The sequence below is a fragment of the Pseudomonas sp. VI4.1 genome, assembly GCF_002029345.1.
Lineage (GTDB): Bacteria > Pseudomonadota > Gammaproteobacteria > Pseudomonadales > Pseudomonadaceae > Aquipseudomonas.
In genome coordinates this window covers 21,422-40,862 of the sequence record NZ_MULM01000141.1, presented here as the reverse complement: position 1 = coordinate 40,862, position 19,441 = coordinate 21,422, and the positions used below count along the sequence as shown (strand labels likewise).

The 19,441-nt window shown below is 53.1% G+C and carries 17 protein-coding genes and 1 pseudogene; all 18 read right to left on the bottom strand.

Translation table 11 applies throughout. The features are described from left to right. Positions 1–4 precede the first annotated feature (4 nt). The 18 genes and pseudogenes from BZ163_RS12255 to BZ163_RS12175 all read right to left on the bottom strand — a co-directional run bounded on the left by BZ163_RS12255 (position 5) and on the right by BZ163_RS12175 (position 18,969). On the bottom strand, positions 5–472 hold the full coding sequence (locus tag BZ163_RS12255) for a DcrB-related protein (RefSeq protein WP_128871123.1): 468 nt from the start codon (positions 470–472) through the stop codon (positions 5–7). Positions 473–509: 37 nt separating this feature from the next. After that, the gene (locus BZ163_RS12250) at positions 510–1,091 is read right to left on the bottom strand and encodes a hypothetical protein (RefSeq protein ID WP_128871132.1); all 582 of its coding nucleotides are present in this window, start codon (positions 1,089–1,091) and stop codon (positions 510–512) included. 12 nt (positions 1,092–1,103) lie between these two features. Further along, entirely contained in the window at positions 1,104–2,897 is a 1,794-nt protein-coding gene (locus BZ163_RS12245) for a type VI secretion system tip protein VgrG (RefSeq protein WP_128871122.1), read from the bottom strand. A 126-nt stretch (positions 2,898–3,023) separates the two neighbouring features. Continuing rightward, on the bottom strand, positions 3,024–3,752 hold the full coding sequence (locus tag BZ163_RS12240; RefSeq protein WP_128871121.1) for a hypothetical protein: 729 nt from the start codon (positions 3,750–3,752) through the stop codon (positions 3,024–3,026). A gap of 69 nt (positions 3,753–3,821) precedes the next feature. Further along, on the bottom strand, positions 3,822–4,550 hold the full coding sequence (locus tag BZ163_RS12235) for a hypothetical protein (protein ID WP_128871120.1): 729 nt from the start codon (positions 4,548–4,550) through the stop codon (positions 3,822–3,824). Further along, positions 4,550–5,485 carry a hypothetical protein gene (locus tag BZ163_RS12230; RefSeq protein ID WP_256578990.1) on the bottom strand — a complete coding sequence of 312 codons (936 nt, stop codon included), beginning with the start codon at positions 5,483–5,485 and terminating at the stop codon, positions 4,550–4,552. The genes BZ163_RS12235 and BZ163_RS12230 overlap by 1 nt, the downstream gene beginning before the upstream one ends. A gap of 232 nt (positions 5,486–5,717) precedes the next feature. Beyond that, complete coding sequence (locus tag BZ163_RS12225; RefSeq protein WP_128871118.1) at positions 5,718–6,299, bottom strand: Imm5 family immunity protein; 582 nt, start codon at positions 6,297–6,299, stop codon at positions 5,718–5,720. Further along, positions 6,296–7,550 (bottom strand): annotated as a pseudogene (locus BZ163_RS12220) (PAAR domain-containing protein). The gene BZ163_RS12225 and the pseudogene BZ163_RS12220 overlap by 4 nt, the downstream one beginning before the upstream one ends. After that, positions 7,547–8,140, bottom strand: coding sequence for a DcrB-related protein (locus BZ163_RS12215; protein ID WP_128871117.1), 594 nt, complete (start codon positions 8,138–8,140; stop codon positions 7,547–7,549). The pseudogene BZ163_RS12220 and the gene BZ163_RS12215 overlap by 4 nt, the downstream one beginning before the upstream one ends. Positions 8,141–8,166: 26 nt before the next feature. Next, positions 8,167–8,769 carry an RHS domain-containing protein gene (locus BZ163_RS34810; RefSeq protein ID WP_256578989.1) on the bottom strand — a complete coding sequence of 201 codons (603 nt, stop codon included), beginning with the start codon at positions 8,767–8,769 and terminating at the stop codon, positions 8,167–8,169. 122 nt (positions 8,770–8,891) lie between these two features. Continuing rightward, positions 8,892–9,119 (bottom strand): hypothetical protein, encoded by a 228-nt coding sequence (locus BZ163_RS35570; RefSeq protein ID WP_224794078.1) that lies wholly within the window; start codon positions 9,117–9,119, stop codon positions 8,892–8,894. Positions 9,120–9,310: 191 nt separating this feature from the next. Further along, positions 9,311–9,907: a hypothetical protein gene (locus tag BZ163_RS12205; protein ID WP_128871116.1), complete on the bottom strand. Its 597-nt coding sequence runs from the start codon at positions 9,905–9,907 to the stop codon at positions 9,311–9,313. Between the two features lie 19 nt (positions 9,908–9,926). Continuing rightward, positions 9,927–14,195, bottom strand: a complete 4,269-nt coding sequence (locus BZ163_RS12200; RefSeq protein WP_168187352.1) for an RHS repeat-associated core domain-containing protein — start codon at positions 14,193–14,195, stop codon at positions 9,927–9,929. A gap of 3 nt (positions 14,196–14,198) precedes the next feature. Further along, the gene (locus BZ163_RS12195) at positions 14,199–14,660 is read right to left on the bottom strand and encodes a DcrB-related protein (RefSeq protein ID WP_128871115.1); all 462 of its coding nucleotides are present in this window, start codon (positions 14,658–14,660) and stop codon (positions 14,199–14,201) included. A 37-nt stretch (positions 14,661–14,697) separates the two neighbouring features. Continuing rightward, the gene (locus tag BZ163_RS12190; protein WP_128871114.1) at positions 14,698–15,282 is read right to left on the bottom strand and encodes a hypothetical protein; all 585 of its coding nucleotides are present in this window, start codon (positions 15,280–15,282) and stop codon (positions 14,698–14,700) included. Between the two features lie 11 nt (positions 15,283–15,293). Next, complete coding sequence (gene tssI / locus BZ163_RS12185) at positions 15,294–17,144, bottom strand: type VI secretion system tip protein TssI/VgrG (RefSeq protein ID WP_168187351.1); 1,851 nt, start codon at positions 17,142–17,144, stop codon at positions 15,294–15,296. Between the two features lie 64 nt (positions 17,145–17,208). Further along, on the bottom strand, positions 17,209–17,931 hold the full coding sequence (locus BZ163_RS12180) for a hypothetical protein (protein ID WP_128871113.1): 723 nt from the start codon (positions 17,929–17,931) through the stop codon (positions 17,209–17,211). 9 nt (positions 17,932–17,940) lie between these two features. Then, positions 17,941–18,969 carry a hypothetical protein gene (locus BZ163_RS12175; RefSeq protein ID WP_128871112.1) on the bottom strand — a complete coding sequence of 343 codons (1,029 nt, stop codon included), beginning with the start codon at positions 18,967–18,969 and terminating at the stop codon, positions 17,941–17,943. Positions 18,970–19,441: the final 472 nt, after the last annotated feature.

Here is a 19,441-nt window from a genome sequence, read left to right as displayed (position 1 = left end):
TTTTTTACTCCTGTTCGCTGTCAGCAGTCGGGGCTGGCGTCACATTACGCGGTTCAAAACTGGCAAGCACATCGCTCCAGTTACGATTCTGTTCGGCAGTGAAATCTGCCTGGCTGGTACAGGCGAACACCAACACGCGCCCCGGGCCAATGATGAATGCCGCCTGGCGCTGATAAATGGGCCGTTTATCATTGAGGTAATACGCTTCGATCTGCACGCCGGGAATCGGCTGAGAGGCTGATAGCGATACTGTCTTCTGCTCGAGTACGGTATACCCCCGCAGTTTGGAAGCGAGCAGTTTCAACTGCCTTTTTAGGTAGGCGCTGAGGTCTTCGCCGGGCAGATGAGCGTCCCGGGACAATGTAATGCTGAGAGGGCCAGGCACCGTGTTGCCGAACACAAACATGTTCACGGTGCGGTCTTGAAAACCTTCTGGCAGCGTGAAACTTCCTTCTTGCAGGTGGTAGTCCATTGTCAAATTCTGTCCTGTCTTAAAATGAGAGCTGTCTTTAGCGCGGAGAAAGGCCGGAGAGCATGTCATCGAAATCCAGAAGCCACCCAGCCAGTGCGGGCTTATCTGGATCAATCACGCAGGACACACCCAGCCATTGCCGCTCATTTCTGCCGGCAAGTGGCACCATCGCGCCGATCAGTCGGCCATGACGCTCTTCATGGCCAACTCTAAAAGTGAAATCCAGGGTCATTGCCGGGTTGCCCGCCAGCGAACTTTCACGCTGACGGACGACGCGCATCTCGAGATAACGTTGCTGTAACTCCTCACAAGCCTCAGCGAAGCCCTGAGCCAGGGTCCGCTCTTCCGGCACAGAGCGACGCTGTACTGAAATGGCAATCTCTTCACCATCCAAATGGGCGATCGCAGAGATATCACTAAAAGCCAAGCCTTCCGGAAAGGCAAAATTGAAGCCGCCAAAATTGAAACTGCTGGGTATGTCCTGCAGCGGGGCTGGCGGTGCCACCTCGATCACTTCAATGACAGGCTCGGCTGCGGCCTGTTCGAGTGCAATGCGCTCAGCCTCTTCCTGCGCCAGACGCTTCTCTGAAATACGATCGTAAATACTGGTTCTTTTTATCATCCCGCTGCCTCAGTCATTGACTCTGACCGGCGCGCCGGTGATTTGAGTCGTGCCCGTACTCACTGTGGTGATGATGTTGCCTCTGATCTCAATACCGGCCGGCGTGATGGTGATGCTGCTTTCACCCACAGTTAGTGAGATCTTCTCCATGGCCGTAACTTGTACAAATTGCTTATCCACCTCGATGGTTAGCGATCCTTCCTTCACGGTCAGCAAAGTATCTTTGACGATGGTTTTGGTGTGCTTGCCATCGACCGTGATCGTCCGGTTATTGCCGACCTTGTGCGTCTCATCGAGCTCAATCTCGGTATCCATGTTGCGCTCGGCGTGCATGATCACTTGCTCAGCGCCGGCCTTGTCTTCGAAGCGGAAGAAGTTCGCCGTACCGCCATCGCCTTTCATCGACCGGGTCAAGAAACCACTCTGGGTCTTGTTCGCCGGCAACGACCACGGCGGCATGTTCTGGCTGTTGTAGAGGCTGCCCATGATCAGCGGGCGGTCGGGGTTGCCGTCGAGGAATACCACGACGACTTCGTCGCCTACACGAGGAATCTGCATGCTGCCGAAACCGCCGCTGGCACCGGATTGGGCGACGCGCACCCAGCAGGAGCTTTTATCGTTGAACTCGCCGTAGCGGTCCCAGTGGAACTGCACTTTCACGCGGCCCATTTCGTCGGTGTATATTTCTTCGCCGGGCGGGCCGACGATGATGGCGGTTTGTGGGCCGGAAATCGCAGGCTTGAGCAGGTCCATCTGTGGACGGAATTTGATCTTTTTCCGCACACAATAAAATTTATTACCGTAGCCAGCCTGACTTCCCGAGGTGTAATTGTTGCTGCCGCGGTGCTCGATGTTCAACACCAGGAACTGCCTGTCATCGGCAGAGCCAGCGTCATGCTCGTAATGCTGCGTCAGCTCAAACGTATGGCCTGGGCGCATAGCGCGACAGTTGCTTGAGCCGACAAATGTCTTGCCTTTGAGCTCCAGCGCCTCAATGCGGTTACGCACCAGAAGTTCGCCATCTCCATACGTGCCGTGGGTGTACTGCCCCATGTAATCGAAGATTTCATACGACGGAACATCGCCTTGTTGATTGAGGCTGTTCATCGTGACGGGAATCCGATTTCCCGGCTGTCGATAATCGAAGGTTTGCACCGAGATCTTTCCGGCCTGGAACTCCCGGGCGGAACTCCAGTGAGTGATGGAGTCAGAGTTTTCGGTCACTGATCCTGTGTGGAAGCGCACTTGCGGCTGCTCAGGCAGCGGCGTCAGAACGCTGGAGTCGTCCATGATGATGAGCGTGTGGCTGTCGGCCGTGTGCTCGAAGTAGAAGAACAACCCTTCTTGCTCAAGCAGCCGCATGACGAAGTGACTGTCGCTTTCGCGGTACTGAGTGATATAGCTGTGTGGCTTGAGTGTACGGCTGACGCGGAACTCGTATTTCGCGAGACCTTCATAGCGACCAAAGACCTTCCTGATCACCTGCTCTACGGTTTGATCCTGATAGATTTGAGAGTCATACCGCTGCGCAATCAAGCTCAACCATGAACCCACATAGGCTGAGTAGCGCGACATGCCGCCATTGCTGCAGTTGTTCCCGAAGCTCAGCACATGGCCGTTGATATAACGGCTACCGCCGGTGGCGAGTTCGATTTCAATCGTCGCAGCCTGCCCGATGGCGGACTTGAGTTTTACGCTTGCGTCCTCGGAAATCAGATCCAGCTGAAACCCGAAATCAGTCGATAAACCTTCACTCCCGGCAAAGGATTCAAGCAGCAACTCCTGGCCGCCCTTGAGGGCCATGGTCAGCTTGAACAGGCGCCTGTTCTGCGCCGACTACAGTGAGGAAAGATCCATCGCTTCAACTACTCCTTAAACCGGTAACACGTCATCAGGCTTGGGCGGCCTGCACGTAGTGATCATCGAAAATCAGACACCCGGCGACTTGCACCAGGAAGCGACCCACTTGAACAATCTGCTCAACCACCAACGACTGCGCGCTTCGCGAATTTCGTCGATTTGCATGAAGGTGTAGGGGGTGGGCATGGTTTTTTCTTGGATGCGGAGGGTGCGCAGGCCTCTGATTATGTGGCGTGCGTAGAATAATATTGTGACGGAAACAGCTAGCATCCCAAACAGGCCAACCATACCGGTAGTGAGGAAGCCGGCTGTTTTGGTAAAAATACTCGCCGCCAAGGTGGTTGCGCCAGCCACCAAAAGAGGGCTATATGCGGCCGATGTTTTTTGCTTGTTTTGCGGACGTGGCTGCACCTTGATTCCATCATATTCGAATGGATGAAATGACGATTTGCCATTTGCCAAGACCAAATATGTTAGCAATGTGACGCCCATTGGAAAAAGCCCTACCATGAGGGCAGCAATACTTGTCTTTCCCCAGAAACTTGCACCAATCACATAAGCTGCCGTACAGGCCATATAGGAAAATGCGCTTACGACCGCAACAAGTATCGAAGTCAAATAAAAAGTAATTCTCTCACATACATAGACAAGATATATAGTACACATGAATGCAAGCAACGACATGATAAAAAATGCCTGCCAAAAATACTTTAAATTTGAAGGCCCAAATACCATAAAAAAAACCAAGAACCCAAAAAAACCCCAACTAATTCTCTTAATATTCTGGGAGTCGATCATTAATTATCCTCAATCTTCAACGCGTCGCCGACCGTCTTCATCGATTGCCTTCCTGCTGAGCTGACAAAATCAGGCACCCGTCGACTTGCGCCAGGAAGCGACCCACTTGAACAATCTGCTTAACCACCAACGACTGCGCGCTTCGCGAATTTCGTCGATTTGCATGAAGGTGTAGGGGGTGGGCATGGTTTTTTCTTGGATGCGGAGGGTGCGCAGGCCTCTGATTATATGGCGTGCGTGGAACAATAACGCGACCGAGAAAGCCAGCAGCCCAAACATCGCAACCATCCCAGCAGTGAGGGTGCCGGCTGCTTTGGTAAAAATACTTGCTGCCAAAGTGGTTGCGCCAGCCACCAAGAGAGGGCTATACGCGGTCGATGGTTTTTGCTTTTCTTGCGGACGGGGCTGCACCTTGATTCCATCATATTCGAATGGATGAAAGGACGATTTGCCATTTGCCAGGACCAAATACGTCAACGACACGATTCCTATTGGAACAGGCCACATCATGAGGGTAGCAATACTTGTCTTACCCCAGAACCTCGCAGCGACCAAATAAGCCGAGGTGGAGGCTAACAAACAGAAGAGGCTTACGACCGTAATGAGTATCGAAGTCATGTACAGAGTAAATTTTTCACACGCATAGACAAGATACAAGGTCCATATAAATGCAGATAAAGACACGACGAAATATGCAGGCCAAAAATACTTAAACCCGGAAGGACCAAAGGCGAACAACAAAACAAAAAGACCGAATAAAAACCATGTAAATTTTTTGAGCTTATCTGAGTCAATCATTATGGATTCTCAATCTTCATCGCGTTGCCAATCACATTATCCACCCCGAACTCAACCATCGCCCACGGCACCACCAAACCTGCAACGAATCCAACGGATACTACCACAACTAATGGCGCTGCTGGAACCGCAAACAGAGCAGCGGCGCCTGCCAAGGCGTACCCGGAACCGACGCCTACAGCAGCCGATACGATATTAGTGGGCTGGCTGTAAACAGACTTATTATAGAACTCTGTACCCGTAGTTGAACTTGAATAATCCAGAAATGCTTGCGGACCTACAGCCAGAGCAGCACCAACAGAATCCCCCCCCATGAACTTCAACATGCCGGTAGCGCCATTCGCATGCAGATGTGCACGTTGAGTCAATGCCGCCTTGGTATTTCCGACAGAGATATGAGCGACAGACGGCCCAACCTCACCAAGTATCTTATAGTGTCGCGCTACAGCAGTTACAGGAATCTCGAAAAACAACTGACCTTTCTTGGAGATTATTCTAATACTGCCTTTGAACGTTTTACTAGCTGACTGAGCGCCGGGAGCTCCTCTACTATTGGCCCAAGCATTTAGCTTTGATTTCTGCTCAGCAGTTAGATCTAGTAGATCAGTTACCTTTCTGGCCCTGGCTGCTGCCATAACGCCGCCTGCAGCAGTTGCAGTAGTCCCTGGCAAGTTACCTCCCGAAAACATCAGAGGTCCAATTACTGGAATTTTTGCGGCGGCCTGTTGCAGGGCTTGCAGCGCTTCAACCGATACATTAGTGGCGGACTTCAGTTTCTGCAGGAGCTCGCGGAGCAGCAAAGCAGCACTTCTGAATTCATCAGGGCTCATCTGCTCGTCGCGAGATGACAGTTGATGCACCAGATACACAGCAGCTGTGTAATTATCAGTCGGGTATTCTCCGGCGAGGCGGCCTGGCTGCATGTAAAAATCCATGGCCGACCCGCCTGCACACCCCTGTTGACCGCTCCCGAGCAAGCCGGGCTGCCTGCGTTCACACCGCAGGCTGGCTGAGGTGGGAGGTGTCAGAAAGTTACTCATGCGTGCTCCTTCACTGTCTGCCTGCTCAGATTCTGAACCGCGGCATTAATCGAACCAGTCGTGCTCCATAATTCGCACCCACGACACAGATCGGTATCTTGCAACAGCCTATATTACTGATACCGCGCTACGATACTTGCGAAACAGCATCAATTAGATACCACTGCCAAAATTTTCGACGTAACTCAGCATCACCATCCTCTGCCAAGCCTCCAGCGAACGCCGATGCGACCAAATAACTAGGTTCAAAAGCGGCGGGATCTAGGTCGCGATCATTTCGCCCGTCGGCTGGATCAAAATCATACTTACTTGCTGCTGTGATCACTGTGTTGGCAGCTGCATGCCCCACAAACATTGCTGGGTATTCATCAAGTTCATAATCTTGATCCTCAACTACTGCCACATAAAATTCATCCCGCACACTCATCGCCTTTTCTTCGGATAGCGCTCCTTTTGCCAGAGCAAGAGCCATAGACAATATACTAGCTACTTCTTCAACCCCCCCAAACTTTCGAACCCAAAAAAGTGAACCATGCTCTACACAAAGAGCATCAAGCCTGGTGAGAGTGAAACGTCGTTCCTCTTCAACCTGGCCTTCAGTGATTGTCTCCCACAACAGCTTTCTTAGCGGTAACAATAATTCACCAGATAGAGACCCTCTCACCTCATCTAAAAGAACTTTAATCAACATCTCAGATTTTTCGTTCATTCCGACCTCAAAATTGTCTCAACAGTACCGTCAGGTTTAAAAATTCGAATGGCTTTTGGATCAGCAACCGTTTGCTCGGCATTTTTAAACTGTGCCAGCTTTGAAAAATAACCTTGGCAGCCATTACACATAGGCTTGGATACTCCTACCGGATGATCCGGGCTCGCTAGAGACATTTGCTTTTCTGCATGAGAGGAAAAATACTGGCCTTCATAGTCTCTATCATATGGATGAGATTTAACCTCATGGCCAATTTCTACGGATTTAGCTTTTACTTGTTCTGCAGAAACCTTTTCATACCCTTTCGGCTTCTTGTTACCCCAGCCGCTTAGAGTTTTTTTATCATTAGAGGATACAGTCTTTACCTTATATTCTTTACCCTGCGGTAGTTCTGCTTTGGCTTGAGACGCACGGCCTAATGCACCCTCTGATTCGGCAATGTTAGCAACTCTAGTCGCACCTGTCGGAACAATCTTCACATTTCCAAGATTCGACCCCACCCACTGAACCTTAATCTCATACCGCGCATCCAACCATTTACCGCCCTTCGCCCCCAGGCCGCCCCCAAGCAACGCACCACCAAACGCCATCAACTTCTGCTCATCAGAGCCTTCACCATACAGCTTGCCGCCAGCCCAATTACCTACGAGACCACCTGCAACACCGCCTACAAGCCCGGCAACTACAATGACCGGACTGGCCAGCACAAACGCACTAGCCAAACCCACCACCAATACCGCCCGCTCAAGCCAGGCTGGCACTTCTGGGCTAATGGCGCCTGTTGTCTCAGTACCTCCTCCGATAAACACGTTACCGGATCCGGCGCTGATCTTGGCATCGCAAACAGTTTTGTCACCCACCCGTGCAGCGGGCAGGCCGTTGATATAAACCGAGTCACTGCCCTGGGCCAGAATCTGAGGGGCAGACCCATGCTGATCACACGTCGCAGTATCAACATGCGCCCTGGCCGCCGGCTTGCCATTGTTAAAGACATTCGCGGAGCCCGTCTTGATCTGGCCGGTGTCATGACAGGCAAATGAAAGACTTCCGAACAACTGGCCTATCCCTGCCCCGGTGGCGGCCCCCCGCTCCAACCATCGCACACAATGCCACGGCACCAAGCCCGCCGGTCCCGACAATGGCAATCCCCACCAACACCGCACCTGCGCCGATTGCAAGACCGGCCAGCAAGCCCCCTAGCGCGCGGGAGTGCTCAATCGGGTCATCCAGGCGCGCTGCCGCCTGGCTCATGAAAGCACAACCCCGTCGACGACCTCCTCCTTATCGCCGTCAGGTGGATAACGCAACTCAAGCGTCTGCACCAATGCATCAAACTGCCGGCGCTCTTCGGAAGTCATGCCTTTAGGGTTGTTACTGGTACCGGTGATCTGCATGAGCAACGGTTGTTGATGTTCATCTTGATGCAAGAAGATCAGTTGCAGTTGGTGAACAGGTTGACCTTGTTGCCGCCAGCGAAATTCTACGCGACGCGCATCTACGCCCGCGACCTTGACAGGTGTGACCGGCTCGATCCATTCGACATGCGACAAAGACTTTTTCAGTTCACCCAGTAATTGTTGGGCCATGGTTTCAAGATCGGAGCCTGATTCAACTTGTGAACGCCCAACCACCAAGGAAAAAGGGCTTGGCCCTATGTCCGTCAGAGTGAATACGTGAAAAGTTTTGTCTTTGAGGGTGGACGGTCGAACAAAACTCAGCTCATTGGTATGAAAGCGCTCTGGCGGCGGTGGCACCGCATCAGCAATCTCCTGCTCGACACGCGCCTGCTCTTGCTCTCGAATACGCCGCTCGGAGAGGCGGTCGTAAATATTCCGTCGCATACGGGAATTCCTTGTCCGTTGGCTGATTAGTTAAGGTTGATTTTCGTGCTGCCTATAACGTCGATGTTCACGCCAGATAGCGTGATCGTGCCGTCCGCCTTCATGACCAATTTGCTGGCACCCACTTCAAGCGTGATCGATGTTGCTGCATTGATCTTCACTTCGCCGCTATCAACGGTGACGTAATAAGACCCCTCCGTAACCCCGATACTGGTTTCTAGCTTGATCGTTTCGGTGTGTTTCCCGTCGACTTTGATTTCGCGATTGCCGCCGACCATGTGGCTTTCATCAGCCTCAATTTCGGTGTCGAGGTTACGTTCGGCGTGGAGGCTAATTTGCTCGGCACCTGTCTTGTCTTCAAAGCGGAAGAAGTTGGCATTGTTGCCCTTCCCTTTAATCGACCGAGTCAAAAATCCACTCTGCGTCTTGTTCGCCGGCAACGACCAGGGCGGAGTGTTCTTGCTGTTGTACAAACTGCCCATGATCAACGGCCGATCAGGATTGCCGTCGAGGAACACCACCGTCCCCCAAGCCTTATACGTCGCCTGCCAGACAATCTGCCCCTCGCGGTCCGTCATCTCCAGCGGCGTACCAATCTGGTCGGTATGGAAGTAATAAAGCGTCTGCACCCACCCTCTTCCTGCTCCACCCGAGCAAGTGGCGCATAACTCCCCGGCTCATACACATAAAGGCTGCTCTGCCCCGGCGTTTCCTCACGCAACATGCGCAAGCCCTGCCACAGGACATGCTTCTACTCGGTGACCCCGTTGACCTCCGACACCTTGGCAACACGTCGTCCCAAGCTGTCATAACGATAAGCCCCGGTACTTTCCAGCTTGCCGCCCACCAAGGTCTCAGCTTTAACCAACCGATTTTCACAGTCGTAACTGAACGTCTGCAGCCGGCTCATCCCACTACGCTTTTCAATCAGGTTGCCCCAAGCATCGTAGGTATATTCCTGATCCCGCCACTGCTTGATCCGATTGTCTTTGACGTGATCAAACTGACTGGTATTGAAGTTCAGCCGGTTTGCCGCCGCGTCGTATCGGAACTCCTCACTAAAGCGATTTATTTTTCAGACCTAGGTATAATCCCAATCATTACACACACCCGAGCACTGCCATCTACTGCTAACACAATCCCTTAAACCGCATACAAATGACTCATTGCTCAACCGTAGAAATAGTCGAAAAAATTCTGATAGTTCCTCTCCCCTAATATTGGAGCGATTTCCACATCAAGACGCGCCACAAACGAAGGGTTAACTCCGTCATCATCTGAGATATCAAAAATATTGAACTCCCCATAGACGACCTCGATGAGTTTGGCTAACGCACTGAGAAACTCAGCTAAAGAATCTGCGATTTGGAATGGGGCAACGGGACCGTAGCTCGCGAATATCGGCGTATTCTCGATATCAGTTAACGCGACTATAGGTTTACCTCCCCCTAAGTCATCCATAAAAACAACATAGTTCTCATTCCAGTCTTGATTTATTTTTTTACCGCCATCTCCATTTATCCATTTATATCCAATCTGCGCCTTTTCAAGCGCGTCTAGGCTCACAAACTTCAAGGGTGTAAATCCTGTCTCTATTTTAACGCCGATCGGTTCGTAGCAATTGAAAAAATCATCTAGCTGCGCAGAACGACGAAGACTTGACGGCCATTTTGAAACCACCTGATTAAGCCGCTGAAAACTTCCGTCCAGTTTATATTTAATGTGAGCCTTGGTTAGCTCTGCCATTGCATCATCAATTTTATTCATACCGCCTCCTAATATTTTATTACCCGCAGGGTCCCGATTTCACAGTACTATTGTTACGATCGATCAAACGCCCCTTTCCTGCATTTGTATAGTTGCCCCTATGACCCTGCGGGCTGTTCAGATGTTCATCAATACCACTTGGGTGCTTAGCGTTCTGCAAGAATACGATGTTCCGCGGGTCGCCTTTCCATGCAGGCCCAAGGCCACCGTTTCCTTCAACGCTGTTTATGTGATGACCTGTATACCCAGCTTCGGACATAACTGACGAAAGCTGAGCATTATTTCGAGTGTTCAAGATCGTCTGACGTTCTGCGGACGTCCAATCGCGAGAACCTCCTCCTCTTCCAACCAGCGCTCTCTCTTCACCCCAGGCTCGGCTGATGGCTGTTCCCCGGGAGCCAGGTTGCGGAGTTACCGAAGCCCGTGGTTTATACCTGACTAGATCCTCTGAGCTTAGCCCGGTTGGATCGACCCAACCAATAGAGTTTGGAGCATAGTCATACAGGTTGAAACTACCAACTAGCCCAATCGGATCCTGCGTAATAAACCGCCCCACCTCCGGATCGTAATACCGAAAAGTATTATAGTGCAGCCCCGTCTCATCATCGAAATACTGCCCCTGAAACCGCAAATTCTGTTCGACTGCACTGACGTCCAGACGCTCCACCGCACCCCACGCCTTGTACGTCGCCTGCCAGACAATCTGCCCCTTGTGGTCAGTCATCTCCAGCGGCGTACCAATCTGGTCGGTATGGAAGTAGTAAAGCGTCTGCTCCCCGCCCTCTTCCTGATCTACCCGCGCCAACGGCGCGTAACTTCCTGGCTCGTAAATATAGAGGCTACTCTGCCCCGGCGTCTCCTCGCGCAACATCCGCAAGCCTTGCCACAGAAAATGCTTCTGTTCAGTGACCCCGTTGACCTCCGACACCTTGGCCACACGGCGCCCGAGACTGTCGTAGCGATAAGCCCCGGTGCTTTCCAGCTTGCCGCCCACCAACGTCTCAGCCCTGACCAGCCGATTTTCACAGTCGTAACTGAACGTCTGCAGCCGGCTCATCCCGCTGCGCTTTTCAATCAGGTTACCCCACGCATCGTAGGCATACTCCTGATCCCGCCACTGTTTGATCCGATTGTCTTTGACGTGATCAAACTGACTGGTATTGAAGTTCAGCCGGTTTGCCGCCGCGTCGTACCTGAACTCTTCACTGTCCACCAACTTGCCGGTATCACGGCTATGCAGTTGACCGTTGGCTTCGTACTCGTACTTGATCTCGCCGCGCAGTTTGTCGAGGGTGCGAATGAGTTCGCCGGCCGGGTCGTATTGGTGACGGCGGTGAATCGGGTTGTAGGCGTGCCCCACCAACAGCTCGGGTTGAATACCTGGATTGTGGATTTGCGAGAGTTTCTCAGCCGACAGGGTTGAGGCGAATTGCCAAGCCTTACGGCCCATGGCGTCGTAGCCGAAACAACTGGTGAGTTTGCCTTGAGTGCGCAGCACCTCGCGGTGCAGGTCATCGCGCTCCATGTCGCTGATGAGCTGGCCGTCAAGGTTGAGTTGGTGCAGGTGGCCGCTGCCGTAATACAGGTGGTTCAGGTGTTGGCCCGTGGGCAGGGTCAGCGTGGTCAGGTTGCTCAGTGGATCGTAGTCGTAGGACAAGGCGCCTTGTGGTGTGGTCTCTTTGATCAGGCGACCCAGCAAGTCGTAGGAGAATTCCAGTGTTTCTTCGCTGACGCCGAGTTTCTTACCGTTGGCGGTAGGCAAACGCGCTATGGAGAGCAAGCGATCGGCGTCGTCGTAGGCATAATCCTGGCGGGCATCGGCATTGAGTTTGGCCAGCAGTCGGCCGATGGAATCGCGTTCGAATTCGGTATGACGCTGTGGCCGTTCGCCGCGCTCGCCGTAGCCGATTTCATCCACCCGTGTCAGGTGTCCACCCAGGTTGTAGCTGAACTGGCGGGTCAGGTTGTCGATGCGTTTTTCTTCAACCAGACGGTCGGACGCGTCATAGGCAAACTGGTAAGCCGCATTGTTTTCGTTGACCAGCGCGGTCAGGCGGATGGCCTGGTCGTATTCGTAGCGGATGCGCTGGCCCTTGGCGTCCTGACGGCTGCTCGGCAGGCCGCGGGCGGTGCGCAACAGGCGCGTGGTCTGGCCTTTGCCGTCGGTGTGCGTCAGCACCTGGCCGAGGGCGTTGTAGGTGAAGGATTCGGCGCTGCCGTCCGGTTGCTGGATGCGCAGCACTTCGCCGTCGGGTTTGCGCTCAAGGGTTGTCGTCTGATTCAGCGCATCCGTAACGGCGACCAAATGCTGACGCTCGTCATAGCGGTAATACGTATTTTTGCCGGAGCAATCCTGAAACCGCTCGACCTGGGCCAACGCGTTCCACCACAGGTATTTGGATTTGTGGGTAGCGTCGATGATGGTGTGCGGCAAGCCGTCATCGCTGTTCAGGTATTCGGTTTTGTGGCCCAGCGCGTCGACTTCGGCGATGAGGTTGCCCTTGGCGTCGTAGCGGGCTTTCCAGGTGCTGCCGTCCATGAAAGTCGTCTCAGTGACCAGCGTGGTACTGAGGTGATATTTGTATTTGATTTTGCGACCCAGTGGATCGGTCTCTTCGATCAGGCGTGAAAAGTCGTCGTATTTGAACGCGAGCTTGTTGCCATCGGGCAGATTCAAACCCGTCATGTTGCCGGCTTCGTCCAGGGCAATACCGTAGCATTCGCCGCCGTAATCACGACTGGCAATCACGCGACGGTCCTCGTTGTACTGAATTTCCAACTCACGCCCCAGCACGTCAGTAGCCCAGGAAACGCGCTGGTTGAAGTCGTAGCGGTAGTGAAAATGTTCGCCATCGCTGGTCCAGTGCTCCACCACGCGAGGCTGATCGCCGAGGGTCTGCCAGCGGTAATTGCAGGTCAGGCCGAGGGCGTTACTGTGACTGGCCATGACGCCATCGGCGTAGCTGAAACGTCGAACGGAATCGTTGTTGCGATTGATCACTTCGATCAGTTGACCATTTTCGTCGTAACGGTACTGCACCAGGGTTTCGACGGCGAGGTTGTCGACCACACGCTTGACGTCGGTCAGGCGACCCAGAGGATTGTCGTAATGCAGGTGAACACGGACACCGCCCGGGGCGCTGATGTCGGTAAGCGTATTGTCGGCCGAATAGGTGAAGTGCAGGTAATGGCCCAGGGCATTTTCAATGCGCTGCAACTGAACAGCAGTATCGTCGTCCGGCACTTCGCCGAAATAGAAGAAAGTGTTGTCGAGTGTCTGTAGGAGGTAGTGACCGCCCTCAGTGCGAACCAGATGGATTTGCTCATAAGGGTTGTAGGTGCGATCGCCAGGTTCGACGTCAACAAAAGGCACACTGCGCCCCTGGTTATCAGTGAGGTAGACGAAGCTGCCACTTCTGCGCAGACTTTGTTCCCACGGCAGCACCCACCCTCTACCCAGCACGCTTTCAACGTTCAAATCACTTGCGTAGAAACGAGACCATTCAATGGGCATTAGCCCAGGGAGCGCAAAGTCGGTTTCACCCGACTCGAACAACACTTTGCGCCCCGTTGTAAGATCAACCGGATTGCCGCTTAAGCCGCCGATCGCGCGCTCTACGGCCGGTCCGATTATGAAACGACCGGCCAGATAGCTACCTGCGATTGTTGCCCCAAACTTCAATGCGCACGGACCGGCAGCTTTCAGCCCCTGTGTCAGTCCGAGCCGGAAGATCGGACCTACCGCGCGCCCCATGGAAGCGACGATCATCAACACATCGACGGTAACGCGTAGCCAGGCCGGTACCTCTTCGTCTACGTCGAGATAGCGTTCTGTTCCGCCACCAATGAACACGTTATTCGAGCCACTGGATATTTTCGCACCACAGGTAAGTTTGTCACCCTTGCGCGCAGCCGCCACGTTGTTGATGAATACGTTGGACGAACCTTCCGCAACTAGCACCGGCGCTGGGTGTTTATCACACGCGCCTTGACTCAGAGTTGCATGGGCAGCATTACGGTTGTTGATGAACACATCCGCAGAGCACCCTTCCAGCTTTATTCCTCCGGCTGGAGAACTTCGTGCCGCTCCCATGCTCTCCCCAATCGCCGGAATGAAGCTGGCACCCACGCCTGCTGCAATACTCAGCAGGATTCCACCCAAACCAGCCGTACAAATCGTGAATGCGGCAGCAGTTGCTATCGCAAGCCCAATCACTGCACCAACGAGGAACCCGCCAAGAGCACTGGTGTGCTCAATTTCATCACCCCAACGAGCTGCTTCGAACATGAGTTACTCCTGTTCGACGTCAGTGGGCACGGTGTCCTGGCGCGGTTGGAAGCTGGTCAGCAGTTGCAGCCAGTTCTCATTTTGAGTGGCGCTAAAATCAGCTTGACTGGTCGTTGAGAACACTAGAATACGACCTTGCTCGATCTCAAAAGCCGCCTGACGCTGATAAACAGGACGACCATCGTTCATGTAGTAAGCATCCACTTGGATGCCTGAGCGCGGTTGCTCGCTCGATAACGTCGCAGGTTTCTTGCTGAGCAATGTGTAGCCGCGCAGCTTGGCAGCTATAAGCTTCACCTGACGCTCGATGTACGTTTTCAGGTCCTCGGCGGGCAGCATATTGTCACGCGATATCGTAATGTTGAGCGGCGCCGGGATGCTGTTACCGAGTACAAACATATTTACCGTACGGTCCTGAAAACCTTCCGGCAATGCGATAGATCCTTCCTGAAGCTGATAGTCCATTGGAGGTGTGTTCCGTGAATACGTAAAAGGGAAATGTTCAGTTGGCAGCAATAGCGTCGAGCATGGCATCGAACTCGATCAGCCAATCGGCAAGCTCTGCGTGAGCGGGATTGATAATCGTCGAAATGCTGAACCACTGGCGCTCGTCACCATCGACCGCATTGATAAGCGCGCTGGTCGCTCTGCCGTGACGACGTTCTTGCCCGGCAGTGAAAATGTAATCCAAGGCAATCGCCGGGCTACCCGCCAACAGGCGATCACTCTGGCGCACAATCGTGACGTCGGGATAATTTTTGCGCAGGTTCTCCACGTACAACTCTACCGAACGCTGCAGCGTCAGCTCGTCAGGTGCAGGACGACGCTTCGCGCAAAACGTGACGGGATGGCCATGCTTTTCCAGCGTGGTATCAATGTCGCGGAAGTTGAAACCCTGCGGCATCACCAGATGCAGCCCCGCGACGGTCAGTTCATTCCGGGCAGGCTGAAGTGAAACAACCGCTACCGGCTCAGGCTCGATGACAGCGGGTGGAGCGTCGAGTGCTTCCTGCAGCTTCTGCCGCGCAAGCGCCTCGGCCGCGATTCGCTTTTCGGAAATACGATCGTAGAAACACGTCCTGACCATGGTCTGGTTCCTCACTTGTTGATATCGACACGATCACCGTGGACATAGGTGTTCTTGCCAAGAATATCGATGGCATCACCCTTTATTTCGATTCCTTCAGGTGTCAGCTTGATACTGCTGCCGCCCACTTGAAGAATGATGTGCTGCTTGGCATTGACCTGAATGAACTGGTTGTCGACCTGAATCGTCAGCGAGCCTTCCTGGACATTCATCACCGTATCTTTCTTGATCGTTTCAGTGTGCGTGCCACCCACTGTGATCGTGCGATTGCTGCCAACGCTATGGATCTCGTCGACCTCGATCTCGGTGTCCATGTTGCGTTCGGCATGCACGATAACCTGCTCGGCGCCGGCCTTGTCTTCAAAGCGGAAAAAGTTCGCCGTGCCGCCATCGCCCTTCATCGACCGGGTCAAAAACCCGCTCTGCGTCTTGTTCGCCGGCAACGACCACGGCGGCATGTTCTGGCTGTTGTACAAACTGCCCATGATCAACGGCCGATCAGGATTGCCGTCGAGGAACACCACCACCACTTCATCGCCAACCCGCGGAATCAGGATGCTGCCAAAGCCACCGCTGGCACTGGACTGGGCGACGCGAACCCAGCAGGAGCTTTTGTCGTTGTGCTCGCCGTAGCGGTCCCAGTGGAACTGTACTTTTACGCGCCCGAGCTCATCGGTGTAGATCTCCTCGCCCGGAGGACCGACGACGATGGCGGTTTGGGGGCCTGAGATCGATGGCGTCAGCGTTTCGAGTTGAGGCCGGTATTTGATTTTCTTGCGTACGCATTCAATGCTGTTGGCGTAACCGGCCTGGCCGCCAGACAGGTAATTATTGCTGCCTCGGTGTTTGATGAACATCAACAGAAACTGTCGATCTTCAACCGAGCCATTATCGTGTTCATAGTGTTGTGTGAGTTCGAACGTGTAGCCAGGACGCATCGCACGGCAGTTACTCGCACCTGAAAAGATCTTGCCGTTGAGTTCCAGCGCCTCGATGCGATTGCGCACCAGCACTTCGCCGTCTTCGTAGGTTCCATGGGTGTACTGGCCCATGAAATCGTAGATCTCGTACGCAGGTACATCGCCTTGCTGATTGAGGCTGTTCATACTGACTGGAATGCGATTACCAGGTTGGCGGTAGTCGAAGGTCTGGACGGATATCTTGCTGGACTGCAACTCCCTGGTTGCGCTCCAGTGGGTGATCGAATCAGCCGTTTCAGTAATGGAAGCCGTATGAAAACGCACTTGCGGCTGTTCGGGCAGAGCAGGCAGTGCGGATGAGTCATCCAGGATGATCAGGGTGTGACTATCAGCGGTGTGCTCGAAGTAGAAGAAAAGCCCTTCGTGCTCCAGCAGGCGCATCACAAAATGGCGGTCACTTTCCCGATACTGAGTGATATAGCTGTGTAGTTTGAGTGTACGTTGGACACGAAACTCATACTTGGCAAGCCCTTCATAGCGACTGAAAACCTGTGAAATAACTTGTTCGACCGTTTGATCCTGGTAGATCCGTGAGTCGAACCGCTGTTCCAGCAAGTTAAGCCAGGAACCGATGACCGCCGAATAGCGGCACATGCCACCGTCGCTACCATTACTGCCAAAACTCAATACATGCCCGTTGATAAATCGACTGGAACCTGTAGCGAGCTCGATCTCGATCGTCGCCGACTGTCCCATGGCGGTTTTGAGTTTTACGGCAGAGTCGTCCGAAAGCAGCTCCAGCTGGAAGCCGAAGCCTGCCGACAACCCCTCATACCCCGAAAAGGACTCAAGCAGCAGTTCTTGCCCGCCCTTGAGCGCCAATGTCAGTTTGAACAAGCGCCGGTTCTGCGCCGTAAACAGGGATGAAAGGTCCATCGTCATGTACAACTCCTGGAATCAATATTCGGGTATCCGGCCTGTCCAGACACCACTAACGGTTGGTTTATCAGGCGCCTGGGGAGTGACGCGGGGATGCCAGCCGCTTAAACAATCTGCCGAGCCACCAGCGACTGCGAGCCTCGCGTATTTGGTCGATTTGCATGAAGGTGTAATGAGCAGACATGCTTCGTTCCTGGACCTGGAGGGTGCGCAGGCCTCGAATACTGTGGCGCAACAGGATCAATATGGCGATTGAACATCCTGTACAGCCTACGATCGCAACGACATTGCTGGTCAATGCGTCAACTGACTTTAGAAATATTCCGCCGGTGAGGGTCGACGCTCCCGCAATTAATCCAATGCGGTAGTTTTTCTTGCCCGGCTCTTTGCGCCGGACAGTCACTCGATTGCCTTTGCACTCGAAGGGAAAATACGATGGCTTAGTCAATAGAATGATGGTAAGTACCGCACCCACCGCCAAAATCGGCGCCAACCCACCCACAATGGAAATCATGTTCGCTCCCGCTGTATAGCTTGAAACGGACACATACGCCAAACTACTTGCCAGGAACGAGAATATGGCAACACCCACCAAAATCATCGTCGCCAAAAACAAAACATATCGCTCACACCCATATATCAAATACAAAGTCCAAGCAAAAAACAACACAAAGAATACTGAATAAAACCACCAGTAATAACTCAAACCAGACGGCCCAAAAAGACCAAAAAAAGACGCCACCAGAAATAATACCCAAGCGTTCTTTTTCATATTTTCGACATCAATCATAATTTACTTTCACTTTGTAAGGTAATCCCCGACCATCTTATCCGCGCCTGTACCGGCCATCAGTGCCTGTACGCCCAACCCTGCCAGCCAACCGACAGCCACAATCAGAACCAAAGGGGCGGCTCCCGCTCCAACGCCAACAGAAATGATTCCGACAGCTACACTTCCGGCAAACCCGCCAGCGAATGCCGCAACGTTAGTAGGCTGACTATAGGCAGACTTGCGATAAAACTCGTCCATCGTCGTTGAACTTGTGTAGTCAATATAAGCCTGTGGCCCGATAGCCAACGCAACGCCCACTACGTTACCCGTCATCATCTTGAGTCCACGAGGCGCGCCTTCGGCATGCAGCATTGCACGCTCGTTAAGTGCAGCCCGGGTCCCGTACGCAGGGATATGAGCAACCTGCCGCCCAACCTGGCCGAGCACTTTGTAACTTTGCGCCTGGGCGGTAATCGGCACTTCGAAATGAAGCTGGCCTCCTACACGGATCAGCTTGATTTTTCCCTTGAATGTCTGCTTGGCCGACCTCGATGTCGACGTGCCTCGGCTATTCGCCCATTTGATCAATTTTTTCTTGTCGGCTGCTGTCATGTCCAATAAGTCGACAACCGACTTGGACTTGGACATCGCTGCCACGCTGGTACCGGCGCTGACTAAAGTGCCAGGCAAGTTGGCTGGCGAAAACAACAGGGACCCTATTCCTGGAATGCTTTCCGCCTGTGCCTGCAAGTTCTTCAGCGCTTCGACGGAAACATCCTTGGCCGTTCTCAACCGCCTTAACAAAGAGCGCAGCAACTGCACATACTCTTGCGCTTCGCCTGATGAAATGTCGGTGTCAGGCGAAGCTAATTCATGGACCAGATACATCGCAGCGTTGTAATCGCTGGTCGCGTAGTAACCGGCAAAATTCTGAGCGGGAAAGGCTCGGGAAGCGATTTCACTGGGAAACGACGAATTTCCGCTACCCATCAGCCCCGCTTGCCTGCGTGCACCACGTGGATTTGCCACGGTGCAGGGAAAAAACATTTCGTCCATGCATCCTTCTCCTTTTGTCCGCACGAATCAGATAGACAATGCGGTAACAGTCACGCAGTCACGACAAGAACTCAACACCTTCGCACGGAAGGTACGACCACGACTTTTTTGAAAAGTACCTGAGACATTTTAAAAACCAGAGTACGCCACGTTTTTTGGATCCAACGAACGATGCCGCGCAAAAGGAGACACCCCTGGATCGCCAATGTCAAGCGCAGAGACGCCGCACAATATCGTGCTGAAGTCAGCGGACCCTGCTGCGGCGAGGCTGTCTGTGCAAATGGCCAACGCCCTCTTGCACAGCCTCTGCTTTGCCATTACTTGCGACATATAAACCTGCCTGCACCAACTCTTTTATTTTCTCAGCGGTTCAAAAGACCCGTTTGGTGAACCGGTTCACCTTTTTTCAATTTATTTCACATAGAAAATTGGATCCATTTACCCCCTGAAACTATTGAATTCATTGGGTCTC

What these genes read in the sequence shown, in the direction of transcription:
- BZ163_RS12205 (WP_128871116.1), bottom strand. Translation starts at nt 9,907, where the DNA reads ATGAATAAAATTGATGATGCAATGGCAGAGCTAACCAAGGCTCACATT.
- BZ163_RS12245 (WP_128871122.1), bottom strand. Translation starts at nt 2,897, where the DNA reads ATGGCCCTCAAGGGCGGCCAGGAGTTGCTGCTTGAATCCTTTGCCGGG.
- BZ163_RS12195 (WP_128871115.1), bottom strand. Translation starts at nt 14,660, where the DNA reads ATGGACTATCAGCTTCAGGAAGGATCTATCGCATTGCCGGAAGGTTTT.
- BZ163_RS12235 (WP_128871120.1), bottom strand. Translation starts at nt 4,550, where the DNA reads ATGATTGACTCAGATAAGCTCAAAAAATTTACATGGTTTTTATTCGGT.
- BZ163_RS12190 (WP_128871114.1), bottom strand. Translation starts at nt 15,282, where the DNA reads ATGGTCAGGACGTGTTTCTACGATCGTATTTCCGAAAAGCGAATCGCG.
- BZ163_RS12200 (WP_168187352.1), bottom strand. Translation starts at nt 14,195, where the DNA reads ATGTTCGAAGCAGCTCGTTGGGGTGATGAAATTGAGCACACCAGTGCT.
- BZ163_RS12255 (WP_128871123.1), bottom strand. Translation starts at nt 472, where the DNA reads ATGGACTACCACCTGCAAGAAGGAAGTTTCACGCTGCCAGAAGGTTTT.
- tssI (WP_168187351.1), bottom strand. Translation starts at nt 17,144, where the DNA reads ATGACGATGGACCTTTCATCCCTGTTTACGGCGCAGAACCGGCGCTTG.
- BZ163_RS12215 (WP_128871117.1), bottom strand. Translation starts at nt 8,140, where the DNA reads ATGCGACGGAATATTTACGACCGCCTCTCCGAGCGGCGTATTCGAGAG.
- BZ163_RS12240 (WP_128871121.1), bottom strand. Translation starts at nt 3,752, where the DNA reads ATGATCGACTCCCAGAATATTAAGAGAATTAGTTGGGGTTTTTTTGGG.
- BZ163_RS12180 (WP_128871113.1), bottom strand. Translation starts at nt 17,931, where the DNA reads ATGATTGATGTCGAAAATATGAAAAAGAACGCTTGGGTATTATTTCTG.
- BZ163_RS12175 (WP_128871112.1), bottom strand. Translation starts at nt 18,969, where the DNA reads ATGGACGAAATGTTTTTTCCCTGCACCGTGGCAAATCCACGTGGTGCA.
- BZ163_RS12230 (WP_256578990.1), bottom strand. Translation starts at nt 5,485, where the DNA reads ATGGATTTTTACATGCAGCCAGGCCGCCTCGCCGGAGAATACCCGACT.
- BZ163_RS12225 (WP_128871118.1), bottom strand. Translation starts at nt 6,299, where the DNA reads ATGAACGAAAAATCTGAGATGTTGATTAAAGTTCTTTTAGATGAGGTG.